The following is a 13,758-nucleotide window of genomic DNA, read 5'->3' as shown; positions in this document are numbered from 1 at the left end:
TCCATCGCCCATGCAACCCACACAAGCGCGCCATGGAAATTCAAACTTCGGACATTACCGGCCTGGTACTCGCGGGCGGCCAGGGGGCACGCATGGGCGGGCTGGACAAGGGCTTGCAGCCCTTTCGCGGCGTTCCGCTGGCGCTGCATGCGCTGCGGCGCCTGCAGCCGCAGGTGGGCGCATGCATGCTCAGCGCCAACCGCAACCTCGATGCCTACGCCGCGTTCGGCGTGCCGGTCTGGCCCGATGCCCGGCCGGTTGGCCAGCCCGATCACACCGGCCCCCTTGCGGGGTTCCTGAGCGGCCTCGCGCATTGCCGCACGCCCTGGCTGCTCACCGTGCCCTGTGACACGCCGCTGTTTCCCACCGATCTCGCGGCGCGCATGGTTGCAGCGCTCGCGCGCACGGGTGCGGACATGGCCATGGCCGCGGCACCCGAACTGCCGGCGGGTGGCAGCCCCACCGCGCCCCGCCTGCGCGCCCAGCCCGTGTTCTGCCTGCTGCCCACGCGCCTGCGCTCCAGCCTGGAAGACTACATACGCAGCGGCGGCCGCAAGATCGCAGCCTGGACCGAGCGCCAGCATTGCGCCCTCGTGCCCTTCGACCAGCCCGGCGACACCCCGCGCGCATTTGCCAATGCCAACACCGTGGCCGAGCTGCACGCGCTCGAGCTCGCGCCACAAGTCCCTGCGGGCCTATCCCCTGAGATTGAAGGCGTCCATGACCTGTCCCCGAAGGGAAAACCCAGGCGTTCAGGCTTCATGGATATGACCTGAATCAAGGAAAAACATTTGCCAACAGTTCACGATGCAAAAAAGAGGAGGAAATGAAATGCCTTACAGCGCTCGCCATATGCCCCACCCCCCGACGCGCACAGAGGTCGATGCGTTGCCCTGCCCCGTGCTGCTCGAATTCGGTGCCCCCTGGTGCGGCCACTGCCAGGCGGCCCAGCCCCTGATCGAAGAAGTGTTGCAAGAACACCCGGAGGTCGAGCACCTGAAGATCGAGGACGGGCGCGGCCAGCCGCTGGGGCGCAGCTTCGGCGTTAAGCTCTGGCCCACGCTGATTTATCTGCGTGCGGGGAGCGAGCTGGCGCGTGTCGTGCGTCCACACGATGCCCAGGCCCTGCGCGCAGCCTTGCAAGGCTGAACAACAACAAGCACTCGCACCGCATCTATGCATCTCGAATACGAACCCATGATCCGCGCGCTCGACGAGGCACTCAACGCGCACCTCGCCTGGGGACGACAGGTTTTGCGCAGCGCCCTGACACATACCGTACCTGGGGCGGACGTGCTGGACCCGGCGGCGCACGAAGTTTGCCAGCTCGGACTATGGCTGCGCTCGCACGCGGGCATGCTCCAGGGCATCAACGCACACAAGGCGAAAGCACTGGAAGCCGCGCACCACCGCATGCACGATGCGATCCGCGCCATCATGGAGCAGGCACAGACAGGGCAAGCGGTCTCTGCCGCGCAGGTGGACGCCTTCGAGCAGGCGCAGGACGAACTGATGCGCCTGCTGACGGCGCTCAAGGGACGGCTCGTCACCGAAGCGATCCGGCACGATCCGCTCACCGGATTGCCGCTGCGCCACGGTCTGGAACACGATTTTTCCGACTTCCAGAAAGCCTGCCGGCGCAACCAAGCGTTTTTTTACCTGGCGATGATTGACGCCGACCATTTCAAAGCCGTCAATGACCGCCTCGGCCACCAGGTGGGCGATCAGGCGCTGCGCCATCTGGCGCGCACGCTGCGGAAAAACATGCGAGGCAATGAGCCGATTTACCGCTTCGGCGGCGAGGAATTCGTCGTCCTGCTGCAGACGCACAGCGCCGAAGATGCCCAGCACGCCGCGCAAAGGCTGCTCGAAGCGGTGCGCACCGCACTGATGCCACTGTCGCAACAAGAGCCCCTGGCCCTCAGCGTCACGATCGGTCTGACGCAGGTGCAGGACGAGGACGACCTGAGTTCCGCGCTGCAGCGCGCCGACCAGGCCATGTACGCAGGCAAACAGGCGGGACGCAACCGCTTCATGCTGTTGGATGCACCAGCGCAACCCCCGCTGGCTCAACGCGCCGGCTGACCGCCGTCGGTAGCGCCGGGCATGGCGGCTGCACCCGGCACCTTTCGCGGCGTTGCGCACGCGACGATGCGGCAAGCCTTGCCACTGCGCCCGCGCGGCATGGCTTGGCCCAATTGGCCGCGCACGCGCAGCCGCTCCACGCCTTGCGCTGCCGCAAAGGCCTCGAGCGCAGCGCTGCAGCGTGCCAGCGCGGCCTGTCCGTCCGCACCCTGCAGCCCGAGGCGCAGCACCAGCGTGTGCGCGTCCTGCTGGCGCAGATGAAAGTCGAACACCCCGGCCTCTTCTTCGAGCACGGTGGAAACCGCCATCGGCAGCAAGGTCACGGGCTGGCCGTCGCGCCCTGCCATGACCAGCGGCTCGTCCTGGCGCCCCTGCACCGTGAGCGCGGGCAGCGGCGAGCCGCAGGCGCAGGGCTCGGCATGCAGCGTGACCTGGTCGCCGAGGTCGCAGCGAACCAGCGGCTGCACGCGGTTCGCCAAATTGGTCAGCAGCACGCTGCACGAGGGCTGGCCCGCAGGCACGGGACGGAAGCGCTCGTCCACCGGCTCCAGGATCACCCAGTCGGCATTCAAGTGCAGTTGCCCGTGCGCGCACTCCCAGGCCATGGAGAGGAATTCCGAGGCGCCGTAGCTGCAGCGCACCGCGCCGCCCAAGGCCTCGGTAATGTGCGCGCGTGCTGCAGCGCCCAGGGTTTCACCGCCAAGCCAGATTTCGCGCGGCGCAATACGCAAGCGGCCCTGCTCGGCCTCGTCGGCCAGCACGCTCGCCACCGTGGGGTAGGTGGCGAGCACCGTGGGCGCGAAATCGTTGAGCGCGCACACCAGTTCAGCCAATGGCTGCTGAATGGAAAAGCTGCGCATGCTGGCCGCGAGCCAGGGGTTGAGCGCGCACAGGCGCCGAAACGACACATAGCTCGCAAAATGTCCGCTCGTGGCGCCGATGAAGGCGCTGCGCTCGCTCAGATACCACGGGTCGAACCAGCGCCGCAGCGCCTGCGGTGGCGCGCGGCGCAGGGCTTCGAGCGCGTCGTACACCGCCATCGCCTGCGCGTCCTGCACGAAGATGCCGGGCTCGCCGCTGGTGCCCGAGCTCTCCCACACCAGGTAGCGCCCGAGCCAAGGCTCCGCAATACGCTGCGGGTCGGCCGTGAACGCGCGCAGCGCCGCGAGCTCCAGTTGCGGGTCGGTCACCCAGTCGGCAAAGCTCCCCATCAACTGCCCGCGCGAGACCATGGGCAGCGCAGCCAAGGGCGTAGCAGCCGTTGCACCGCGGGGCCAGTGCTCCCGGTACAGGCGCGAGCCACGCAACGCGGCATCGAGCACGTGCGCAAGCCGCAAACGCTGACGCGCCTCCAGGCCCTGCACCGACCCTCGCTGCACGGCCAGCACATCGAGCGCCACCGCCGACAGGCTCAGGGGGTCGAGAAGATTGTGCATGGCAGCATTCATGCGCACACCGTGAGATGGACGATGAGGGAAGGCGATAAAAACACGGCGGAAAACCCGTCTGGCCTGCCCGGAGGGACTCGAACCCCCGACCTATAGCTTAGAAGGCTATTGCTCTATCCGGTTGAGCTACGGGCAGCTGGGCCACATCGGCACGCTACGGCACGCGGGCCGTACGTCCAACAGCGTACAGCGATCATAACCGTGGCTGCGCGATAGGTGCCGAGGGCACTCTTGCGCATTGGCTGCAATTGGATCGAACCCTTTACATCTCTAGAATGGCCTCGTCTGCGCACAACACCACAAAACCATCGCTGCAGACGGGCCCTCGATCCACCGTTTCTAGGAGACAAACCCCATGAGCATCACCGCGCTCGAAATGAACCTGCTACGCCGCCAAAATCTCGGCGACGGCCTGCGCCGCTCGGCCCTCGCGGCGCCGAAAAAGCCCGCCATCATCTACTACACCACGGATGGTAAGAGCCGCAGCGTCACCTACGCCGAGCTCAACAGCATGGCCAACGCCGTGGCGCACAACTTGACGCAACGCGGCATCGCCAAAGGCGACAAGGTGGCCGCGCTTTCGCGCAACAGCATCGAATTCCTCGTGCTCGGCTACGCGCTGCACAAAATCGGCGCCTGGATGGTGCCGATCAACTTCATGCTGCAGCCGCCCGATGTGCAACACCTGATCACCTTTTCCGAAACCAAATGGTTCTTCGTCGAAGATGCCTTGCTGGGCAATGTGTCCCCCGTGCTCGACAAACTCACTGGCGTGCAGCAGTTCGTGCAATTCGGCCCAAGCCCAAGCCGTCCTGCGGGCTGGATGGCCTTTGACGAGTTGCTGCCAGGCCCCACGCACGAGCCCGAGGTGCTGATCGAAAGCGACGACGTGGCCACGCTGCTCTTCACGAGTGGTACCGAATCCGCGCCCAAGGGCGTTCTCTCCACGCACGCCAATTACTACGCGGCGCACATGGGCTGGTCGATGAACATCGGCTACTCCAAGGATGACCGCTTTTTGGTCAGCATTCCGCTGATCCACATGGCTGCGTACCTTTTTTGCACGCTGTGCCTGACCCACCAGATCACCATCGTGATGACGCAGTCGCCCCAGCCCGTGCAAATGATCGAGCTGATCGAGCGCCACCGCATCACGGCGACGGCGCTGCCGCCCACGCTCTATGTGGCGCTGATCGCCTGCCCCAATTTCAAGACCTGCGACCTCAGCAGCGCCAGCAAGTTTGTGAGCTGGGCCTCGACCATCCCCAAAGCCATGATCGATGGCTGGAAGCAGGTGGCGCCGAATCTGCGTTTTTACTCGGGCCAAGGCATGAGCGAAACCACCGCAGCACCGCAGACGGTGGGCAGCATCGGCAGCTGGGACGAAATGCCCAACGGCGACGGCCGCTGGGTCGGCTGGCCCGCAGCCTATTGCGTGGAACTGCGCCTGGTCGATGACGAGGACAAGGACGTGCCCATAGGCACGGCAGGCGAGCAGATCGTGCGCGGCCCGGCGGTGATGAAGGGCTATTACAAAAATGAAGAAACCAACCAGCGCGTGTTTCGAGGCGGCTGGTTCCACACGGGCGACGTCATGTTCCGCGACGCCGAGGGCAACCATTTCTTCGCCGACCGCAAGAAGGACATGATCAAGAGTGGCGGCGAAAACGTCTATTGCCAGGAGGTCGAAAGCGTGCTCGGCACGCACCCTGCCGTGATGCAGTGCGCCGTGTTCGGCCTGCCCGACGAGCGCTGGGGCGAGGCCGTCGCCGCGGCCGTGATCGCGCGCGCAGGCAGTACCGCCACCGAAGCCGAGATGATCGAATACTGCCGCGAGCGCCTGGCCGGCTTCAAGACGCCCAAGCGCATCTTCTTCCGCACCTCGATGCCCATCAGCGCTGCGAACAAGCTGCTCAAGCGAGAGCTCAAGGCCGAGTACGCGAAGGCTTTCGCATAAGTTGAATTGGCCTGCGCCGGCTTCGCTGTCATGGGCGGGGCCGGCGTTTTTGCGCCGCCTTGCGTGCTGCGCGCTGCGCATCTTCGAGCGCGGCAGCGACCTGCCAGGCGGCAAATTCTTCGGGCGTCTCGAGCGTGATGCGGCCCAGCACGCCGCTGCGAAAGTCGTTGAGCACGATCTCGGCGGCCTTTTGCCGGCTCACGCGCCCGCCCGCCATCACGGCGCCGCGCTTGCGGCCTATGGCTTCGAGCAGTTCTTCGTCGGACAATGCCGCGAGAGCCGCGGGCGCGAGGCCAAGCCGGTAGCGCGCTTCGAGCAGCGGGGCGTAGGGCTGCTGCAAACGGCGCAGCAGCTCTAGCGCCACCAATTCCTCGTCGTAGGCGTTGCGGCCCACGGCGCCGCTCGCGGCCAGGTGGAAACCGCTTTGTGGCACGGCAATGCGCGGCCAGAGCATGCCCGGCGTGTCCCACAGATAAAAGTCGTCGGCGAGCGTGATGCGCTGCTCCTGCTTCGTGATGCCGGCCTCGTCGCCCGTCTTTGCCTGGCGTTTGGCGTTCAAGGTGTTGATCAGTGTGGACTTGCCCACGTTGGGCACGCCGCACACCAGCACGCGCAGGGGCTTGGCCATGCCGCCGCGCTGCGGCGCGAGTGCGCGGCAGCCTTCGATCAGGCGCCTGGCCGGCGCCGCGTCCGAGGCGTCGAGCGCGAGCGCGCGCGTGCCGGGCTGGGCGCCGTACCACGCGAGCCACTGCTGTGTGCGCTCGGGGTCGGCGAGGTCTTGCTTGTTCAGTACCTTGAGCGTGGGCTTGTGGCCCGTGAGCTCGGCGAGCAAGGGGTTCGCGCTCGAGCCCGGCAGGCGCGCATCGAGCAGCTCGATCACCACGTCGATGTCCGCAATGCGCGCAGTGATCGCCTTTTGCGTGCTGCGCATGTGGCCGGGGAACCATTGGATGGCCATGCGAGAGAGTCTTTCGTTCGTTGAGAAAGTTGAAGATTGGAAATTGAAGGTGCCATGCCAAGGCATACCGCACACGGCGGCGGGCTGGCCATGCCATGTGTAGCTTGCACGAATTTTGCATGTCTTTTGCACGATGTCGCACAGGCGATTTTCGCCCAACCCTGCATTGCGACCGCTCAGCCAGGATTCAGTCGATGCCCCCCGCATTCCTGCCCGCCTCCGCTACCGACCGCTTGCGCGACGCGATCGCCGCGGCCACGCGCGCACCCGAGCCTGAATGCGTGCCGGCGCGCGTCGCAGAAAGCGCCTGGCCGGCCGGTCTTTTGCCGCACGTCGAGCAGCTCGCCAGCGAACTCGCGCAGGCGCTGCGCGACAAACAACGCAGGCAAGGCGGCGTGGCCGCGCTGATGGCCGAATTCAGCCTTTCGAGCCGCGAGGGCGTGGCGCTCATGTGCCTGGCCGAGGCGCTGCTGCGCATCCCCGACGTCGCCACGCGCGATGCCCTCATCCGCGACAAGCTCGCGCATGGACATTGGCGCGAGCACCTGGGCCACAGCCGCTCGATCTTCGTCAATGCCGCAGCCTGGGGCCTGCTCGTCACCGGCAAGCTCGCCGCGCTCGTCGAGGAAAGGGCGCTGTCTTCCGCCCTCACGCGCCTGCTCGCACGCGGCGGCGAACCGCTGGTGCGCGGGGGAATGGACCTGGCCATGCGCCTGCTCGGCGAAACCTTCGTCACCGGCCGCACGATCGATGAAGCGCTAGCGCGCGTGCAGCCGCTCGAAAAGCAAGGCTTTCGCTACTCTTTCGACATGCTGGGCGAAGCGGCAATGACGGCGCAAGACGCCGCACGCTACCTGGCCGACTACGCACATGCCATCCACGCCATCGGCCGGCGCGACGCCGGGCGCGGCGTGATCGGCGGCAACGGCATCTCGGTGAAACTGAGCGCCCTGCACCCGCGCTACCACTGGTCCCAGCCCGAGCGCGTGCGCGCCGAGCTGCTGCCGCGCCTGCTGCAGCTGTGCCGGCTCGCCAAACGCTACGACATCGGCCTGAACATCGACGCCGAAGAAGCCGACCGGCTCGAGCTCTCGCTCGACCTGCTCGAAGCGGCGCTCGCCGACCCCGAGCTCGCCGGTTGGGACGGGCTCGGCTTCGTCGTGCAGGCTTACCAAAAACGTGCGCCTTTCGTGATCGACTGGCTCGTGGCGCAGGCGCGGGCCCGGGGGCGGCGCCTGATGGTGCGCCTCGTCAAAGGCGCCTACTGGGACAGCGAGATCAAGCGCGCCCAGGTCGATGGACTCGCTGGCTATCCCGTCTATACGCGCAAGGTCTATACCGACGTTTCCTACCTCGCCTGCGCCAAACGGCTGCTGGCCGCGCGCGACGTGGTCTATCCCCAATTCGCCACGCACAACGCGCATACGCTCGCAGCGATCTTTCACCTGGCTGGCGAGCGCTGGCAGCCCGGCGATTATGAATTCCAGTGCCTGCACGGCATGGGCGAGCCGCTCTATGCATCGCTCGTGGGCCACCCCGAGCGCCACCGCCAGGTGCGCATCTACGCCCCGGTGGGCAGCCACGAGACGCTGCTGCCTTATCTCGTGCGCCGGCTGCTGGAAAACGGCGCCAACACCAGTTTCGTCAACCGCATCGCGGCCGACGTGCCGCTCACAGCGCTGCTCGCCGACCCGGTGGCACGCGCCCAGGCACTCGGCGGCGCGCCACACCCCCGCATCCCTGCGCCGCCCGAACTTTTCGCCCCACAGCGGCGCAATGCGCTGGGACTCGATCTCGCCGATCGCAGCACGCAGCAGCGGCTCGCAGCGCGCATCGCCGCCGAGGCCGCCATCACGCGCACGGCCACCCCACTCGTGGGCGGGACGGTGCGCGCAGGAGCCGTCGGGCTGCCCTGCCGCAATCCGGCCGATAGGTCCGACCTGCTCGGTGCGGCGATCGAGGCCGACGCAGCGGCGATCGAAGCGGCCCTCGAAACCGCCGCCCATGCCCGCTGGGGCGAGACCTCGCCGCAAGAGCGCGCGCAGCGGCTCGAAGCGGCCGCCGACGCGCTCGAAGCCCACACCGACGCGCTGCTTGCCCTCATCGTGCGCGAAGCCGGCAAGACCTGGGCCGACGCTGTGGGCGAGGTCCGCGAAGCCGTCGATTTCTGCCGCTACTACGCCGCCGAGCTGCGCCGCCTTGCGCCCGGAAATCCCCGACCGCTGGGCCCGGTGGTGTGCATCAGCCCGTGGAACTTTCCCTTGTCGATCTTCGTCGGCCAGATCGCGGCGGCGCTCGCGGCGGGCAATGCCGTGCTCGCCAAACCCGCCGAGCAGACCCCGCTCACCGCCTTCGAGGCCGTGCGCCTGCTGCACGAAGCAGGCATCCCGGGCGAGGCGCTGCAGCTGCTGCCGGGGCGCGGCGAGACGGTGGGGGCGCGCCTGGTGGCCAGCCCACGCATCCGCGGCGTGATGTTCACCGGCTCCACCGCCGTGGCGCGTGCCATCCAGAGCACGCTCGCCGCGCGCGCCGAGGAAGTGCCGCTGATCGCCGAGACCGGCGGGCTCAACGCGATGATCGTCGACTCGAGCGCGCTCACCGAACAGGTAGTGGCCGACGCGATGGCTTCCGCTTTCAACTCGGCCGGGCAGCGCTGCTCGGCGCTGCGCGTGCTGTGCCTGCAGGAAGAAATCGCCGACAAGACCTTGAACATGCTGCTCGGAGCGCTGCAGGAGCTGCGCCTTGGCGACCCGCGCGAACTGCGCACCGACGTCGGCCCGGTGATCGATGCCGAGGCCAAAGCGGCACTCGAAGCGCACGTCGCACGCATGGCCCGCGCCGACTACCGCGTGCACAGGCTGGAGCCGCCGCCCGCCTGCACCGCCGGCACCTTCGTCGCCCCCACGGTTATTGAAATTGATAGCATCGAGTCCATAGGCGGAGAGCACTTCGGCCCCATCCTGCACGTGCAGCGCTTTCGCGCCAACGCGCTCGACGCCCTGCTCGAAGAAATCAACGCCACAGGTTACGGACTGACGATGGGCGTGCACAGCCGCATAGCCGCCACGGTGGAATACGTCGCGCAGCATGCCCAGGTCGGCAACCTCTACGTCAACCGCAACCTCATCGGTGCGGTAGTGGGCGTGCAGCCTTTCGGCGGCGAGGGGCTCTCTGGCACCGGCCCCAAGGCGGGCGGGCCGCTGTACCTGCTGCGGCTGCTCGCGCAGGCTCAGTCGCCGCGTTTTGCGCAAGCGCGGCACGCGAAAGACACCCCGGCCGAGGCCCCGGACGTAGCAGCGCTGCGTGACTGGCTCGAAGCGCAGGGCGAGGTGCTTTTCGGCGCTGAGGAGCGGCAACGGCTCCTGGCGCTGCTCGAATTTCACCTGGCCCATATGCTCGCCTCTCTCGAACTCCCACTGCCCGGCCCCACGGGCGAGGACAACCGGCTGCGCCTGCTGCCGCGCCGTCTGCTCGGCGGCAGCGCGGCCACGCCCGCGGGCTACGCCGCGCAGCTCGTGGCCGCGGTCGCAAGCGGTGCGCCGCTCGTCTGGCCAGCCGAGGCGCAAGCGCAAAAAATCTGGCGCACCCTGCCCGCAGCGCTGCAGGCGTGCTGCCGCCTGAGCGAAGACCTGCGCGCCGAACCCATAGACCTGCTGCTCTTCGAGGGCGCGGCCGCGCTCGCTATGGCGTGGCGCCAGCGGCTCGCCGCACGCCCCGGCCCGATCGTGCCGCTGCTCACCCCGCCCTACCGCCCCGAGCGCCTGGTGCGCGAGCGCAGCATCAGCGTCAACACCGCCGCGGTGGGCGGCAACGCGAGCCTGATGACGCTGGAGGATTGAGCCTGATCGCGCTCGCTCAGGCATTTGCAGCCATACCAAACGCATGGTAGGCTGCGTCAGCCAGCAGATTGCCTGCCCCGCCAATTTCAAGGCATGGCGCATCCCACCAAAGCCCTGCACCCCGCTTTTTACCCCTTCAGCCCCATGCAAGCCCCCACCACCCCAGCCCTTGCCGAAACACCCCGCCCCGCCGCCTCCATGGTGCTGCTGCGCCAAGCGCCCACAGGCCTTGAAGTGCTGCTGCTGCGCCGCACGGCGCAGGCTGCGAACATGCCGGGCCTGTACGTTTTCCCCGGCGGCAAGCTCGATGACGCCGATCAGACGCTGGCGGAATCGCTCCTCGACCAGCCGCCCGAAAACCTGCGCGCAGGCCTCAACGAGCCTGGCATAGACGCCGCCACGGCCGCTGGTCTGTACGTCGCCGCCGTGCGCGAGGCGCTCGAGGAATGCGGCCTGCTGCTCGCCGAAGCCGCTGGCGTCCTGGCGCGTCTCGATGCACCGCAGGCGCGGGAGCTGCTGCGCGCGGGCCAGTCTTTTGCCGATGTGCTGAGCACGCTGCAATTGCGCGTGCCCACATGCCAGCTGGTGCCCTGGTCGCGCTGGATCACGCCGCGCGCGCCCACGATCAACACGACGCGCCGCTTCGACACGCGCTTTTTCGTCGCCGAAGCGCCACAGGGCCAAACGGCCGCGCACGACGACGAGGAAACCACCGACAGCGTCTGGATCGCCCCGCGCACCGCGCTCGAACAGTACCGCGACCGGCTCATAGACCTGGCGCCGCCGCAGATCATGGGCCTGGCGCATCTGGCCCGCCACAATGATGTGCAAAGCGTGCTCCAGGAGGCGCGCAGCAAGCGTCCGCCGCTCATAGAACCAGAGCACTACCACCGCGACGGCACGCGCGTGCTGTGCTACCCCGGCGACGCAAAACACTCTGTCTCCCAGCGTGCCCTGCCCGGCCCCACGCGGCTGCTGCACGTCGAAGGACGTTTTACGCCCGAGGAGGGGTTTGAGGCCCTTTTTGCCTGACGTGCGGCTGCCGTTCGCACGCCTTCCAGGCGGGCGGCCCGTCTGATGCGGCCCGTCTGACGCCGTGCGGGTAAAATCGCGCCCCTCACCGGGCGCCCTGCGCGGCGTGGCTTGCGCCTGACGCACCAGGCCACACGGCCCCCTCGTCAGAGGCGGTTTGACCCCCACCGCATGCCGGCACTACAGGCCCCTGCCTGCCGCCCACCACTGCACACAGCCGCCCCAGCCGACTTTTCCCCGAGCTTCATGAACACCCCCCTCCCCCCCGCCCCCATTTCCCCCGTGGAAGACATCGTGGCCGAGCTGCGCGCTGGCCGCATGGTCATCCTCGTCGATGAAGAAGACCGCGAAAACGAAGGCGACCTCGTGCTCGCCGCCGACCACGTCACACCCGAGACCATCAACTTCATGGCCAGGTACGGGCGCGGCCTGATCTGCCTTACGCTCACGCGCGAGCGCTGCGAGCGCCTGCGGCTGCCGCCCATGGTCACGCGCAACGGCACCAAGCACGCCACAGCCTTCACGGTATCTATCGAGGCCGCCGAAGGCGTGACCACGGGCATTTCCGCCGCCGACCGCGCGCGCACCGTGCAGGCCGCTGTGGCGCCGCACGCCATGCCCGAAGACTTGGTGCAGCCCGGCCACATCTTCCCGCTGCAGGCAGTTGATGGCGGGGTGCTCATGCGCGCGGGCCACACCGAGGCCGGTTGCGACCTGGCCGCCATGGCCGGATGCAGCCCCGCCGCCGTGATCTGCGAAATCATGAAGGACGACGGCACGATGGCGCGCCTGCCCGATCTGCAGCTGTTCGCGGCCGAGCATGGCCTGAAAATCGGCACCATCGCCGACCTGATCGAACACCGCAGCCGCCACGAGTCGCTGATCGAAAAAATCGGCAGCCGGCCACTGCAGACCGCGTTTGGCGAATTCATCGTGCACGCCTACCGCGACAAACCCAGCCAGGGCCTGCACCTCGCGCTGGTCAAAGGCCAATGGCACAGCGACGAGAGCGTGCCGGCGCGAGTGCACGAGCCGCTTTCGGTGCTCGATTTGCTCGAAGTGCAGCGCACCATGCATTCCTGGGGCCTGGACGAGAGCCTGCGGCACATCGAGCAACAGGGCCGGGGCGTGGCCGTGCTGCTGAACTGCGGCGAAAGCGCAGCCGAGCTGCTGGCCCAGTTCGAAGGCACGGCACGCGCCACCCAGGCACCCGAGCGCGGCCGCATGGACTTGCGCACCTACGGCATAGGCGCGCAGGTCCTGCGCGAATGCGGCGTACACAAAATGCAACTGATGGGTCATCCGCGCCGCATGCCGAGCATGGTAGGTTACGGTCTCGAAATCACCGGCTACATCGCCAAAGCGAAGGAGTAAAGCATGCAAGACGCGGAACAAGGCAGCGCCCCCGAACTCGACGGCCAGGGCCTGCGCATCGCCATGGTGCAGGCGCGCTTCAACGAAAGCATCACCGACGCGCTGGCGGCCGCCTGCCGCGATGAGCTGTTGGCGCTGGGCGTGGACGCCGAAGACATAGACCTCGTGCGCGTACCCGGTGCGCTCGAAGTACCGCTTGCGCTGCAGGCGCTGGCCGAGAGCGAAAGCTACGATGCGCTGATCGCGCTGGGCTGCGTGATCCGCGGCGAGACCTACCACTTCGAGCTCGTCGCGAACGAGTCGGCCGCGGGCGTGACGCGCGTGGCGCTCGACTACCAGATTCCCATCGCCAACGCCATCCTGACCACCGAAGACACAGCGCAGGCCGAGGCGCGCCAGACCGGCAAAGGGCGCGACGCCGCGCGCGTGGCCGTGGAAATGGCCCGGCTGCTGGAGGACTTGTGATGAGCGACAGCGGCGCCTTCGTTCGCCCGCCCCGCCCCCCGAAGCAGGCGCGCACCGGCCTCAAGAGCAACGGCGCGCGCAAGGCGGCCTCGAAGTCGCAGCGCAGCCGTGCGCGCGAGTTTGCCCTGCAGGCGCTGTACCAGCACCTCGTCGGGCACAACGAGGCCACGGCCATAGACACCTTCACGCGCGACCTGGCAGGCTTTCACAAGGCCGATGCGGCCCACTACGACGCGCTGCTGCACGGCTGCATTGAGGCGGCGCAGGAGCTGGACGCGCTCATCGCGCCGCAGCTCGACCGGCCGCTGGGCGAGCTCTCGCCGATCGAGCATGCCGTGATGTGGATAGGCGCGTACGAATTCCAGCATTGCCTGGACGTGCCCTGGCGCGTGGTGCTCGACGAGTGCATCGAACTGGCCAAGGAGTTTGGCGGCACCGACGGCTACAAATACGTCAACGCCGTGCTCAACGGCCTGGCGCCGCGCCTGCGCGCGGGCGAGGTGGCTACGGACAAGGCCACGTCCAAGCCACGGCCGCAAAGCCAGGAGCCACGCCCCTTGCCCGCCTCTGTGCAGACCGACGAAACCCACGACTGAGCCT

At 67.7% G+C, this 13,758-nt stretch carries 11 protein-coding genes and 1 tRNA gene; 9 read left to right on the top strand and 3 right to left on the bottom strand.

Features of this window, described 5'->3' with window-relative positions; all coding sequences use genetic code 11:
• The first annotated feature begins 32 nt into the window (after positions 1-32).
• Genes mobA through PYV55_RS05045 form a run of 3 tightly spaced genes read left to right on the top strand, consistent with a single transcriptional unit; the run spans position 33 to position 2,085 of the window.
• The gene (gene mobA, locus PYV55_RS05055) at positions 33-776 is read left to right on the top strand and encodes a molybdenum cofactor guanylyltransferase MobA (protein ID WP_275849597.1); all 744 of its coding nucleotides are present in this window, start codon (positions 33-35) and stop codon (positions 774-776) included.
• A 55-nt stretch (positions 777-831) separates the two neighbouring features.
• Positions 832-1,149: a thioredoxin family protein gene (locus PYV55_RS05050; RefSeq protein ID WP_275849596.1), complete on the top strand. Its 318-nt coding sequence runs from the start codon at positions 832-834 to the stop codon at positions 1,147-1,149.
• Positions 1,150-1,197: 48 nt separating this feature from the next.
• Positions 1,198-2,085, top strand: a complete 888-nt coding sequence (locus tag PYV55_RS05045; protein ID WP_275849595.1) for a diguanylate cyclase — start codon at positions 1,198-1,200, stop codon at positions 2,083-2,085.
• Here PYV55_RS05045 and PYV55_RS05040 read toward each other — a convergent pair.
• On the bottom strand, positions 2,070-3,521 hold the full coding sequence (locus PYV55_RS05040; RefSeq protein WP_275849594.1) for a phenylacetate--CoA ligase family protein: 1,452 nt from the start codon (positions 3,519-3,521) through the stop codon (positions 2,070-2,072). The genes PYV55_RS05045 and PYV55_RS05040 overlap by 16 nt on opposite strands.
• 71 nt (positions 3,522-3,592) lie before the next feature.
• A tRNA-Arg gene (locus tag PYV55_RS05035) sits at positions 3,593-3,669 on the bottom strand.
• Between the two features lie 219 nt (positions 3,670-3,888).
• Here PYV55_RS05035 and PYV55_RS05030 point away from each other — a divergent pair.
• Positions 3,889-5,490, top strand: a complete 1,602-nt coding sequence (locus PYV55_RS05030) for an AMP-binding protein (protein ID WP_275849593.1) — start codon at positions 3,889-3,891, stop codon at positions 5,488-5,490.
• Between the two features lie 28 nt (positions 5,491-5,518).
• Here PYV55_RS05030 and ylqF read toward each other — a convergent pair whose 3' ends face one another.
• Positions 5,519-6,448 carry a ribosome biogenesis GTPase YlqF gene (gene ylqF, locus PYV55_RS05025; RefSeq protein ID WP_275849592.1) on the bottom strand — a complete coding sequence of 310 codons (930 nt, stop codon included), beginning with the start codon at positions 6,446-6,448 and terminating at the stop codon, positions 5,519-5,521.
• A 194-nt stretch (positions 6,449-6,642) separates the two neighbouring features.
• Between ylqF and putA the strand changes: the two genes are divergently transcribed.
• The 5 genes from putA to nusB all read left to right on the top strand — a co-directional run bounded on the left by putA (position 6,643) and on the right by nusB (position 13,754).
• Positions 6,643-10,287 (top strand): bifunctional proline dehydrogenase/L-glutamate gamma-semialdehyde dehydrogenase PutA, encoded by a 3,645-nt coding sequence (putA, locus tag PYV55_RS05020; protein WP_275849591.1) that lies wholly within the window; start codon positions 6,643-6,645, stop codon positions 10,285-10,287.
• A 144-nt stretch (positions 10,288-10,431) separates the two neighbouring features.
• The gene (locus PYV55_RS05015; protein ID WP_275849590.1) at positions 10,432-11,319 is read left to right on the top strand and encodes an NUDIX hydrolase; all 888 of its coding nucleotides are present in this window, start codon (positions 10,432-10,434) and stop codon (positions 11,317-11,319) included.
• Positions 11,320-11,565: 246 nt separating this feature from the next.
• Positions 11,566-12,693, top strand: a complete 1,128-nt coding sequence (gene ribBA, locus PYV55_RS05010; protein WP_275849589.1) for a bifunctional 3,4-dihydroxy-2-butanone-4-phosphate synthase/GTP cyclohydrolase II — start codon at positions 11,566-11,568, stop codon at positions 12,691-12,693.
• A 3-nt stretch (positions 12,694-12,696) separates the two neighbouring features.
• The gene (gene ribH / locus PYV55_RS05005) at positions 12,697-13,158 is read left to right on the top strand and encodes a 6,7-dimethyl-8-ribityllumazine synthase (RefSeq protein WP_275849588.1); all 462 of its coding nucleotides are present in this window, start codon (positions 12,697-12,699) and stop codon (positions 13,156-13,158) included.
• The gene (nusB, locus tag PYV55_RS05000) at positions 13,158-13,754 is read left to right on the top strand and encodes a transcription antitermination factor NusB (RefSeq protein ID WP_275849587.1); all 597 of its coding nucleotides are present in this window, start codon (positions 13,158-13,160) and stop codon (positions 13,752-13,754) included. Before ribH ends, nusB begins: the two co-directional genes overlap by 1 nt.
• Positions 13,755-13,758 lie beyond the last annotated feature (4 nt).

The organism is Extensimonas soli, assembly GCF_029211265.1.
GTDB classification, from domain to species: Bacteria; Pseudomonadota; Gammaproteobacteria; order Burkholderiales; family Burkholderiaceae_C; genus Extensimonas; species Extensimonas soli.
The sequence above is the reverse complement of the archived record's forward strand: the minus strand, read 5'-3'. Positions and strand labels throughout refer to the sequence as shown.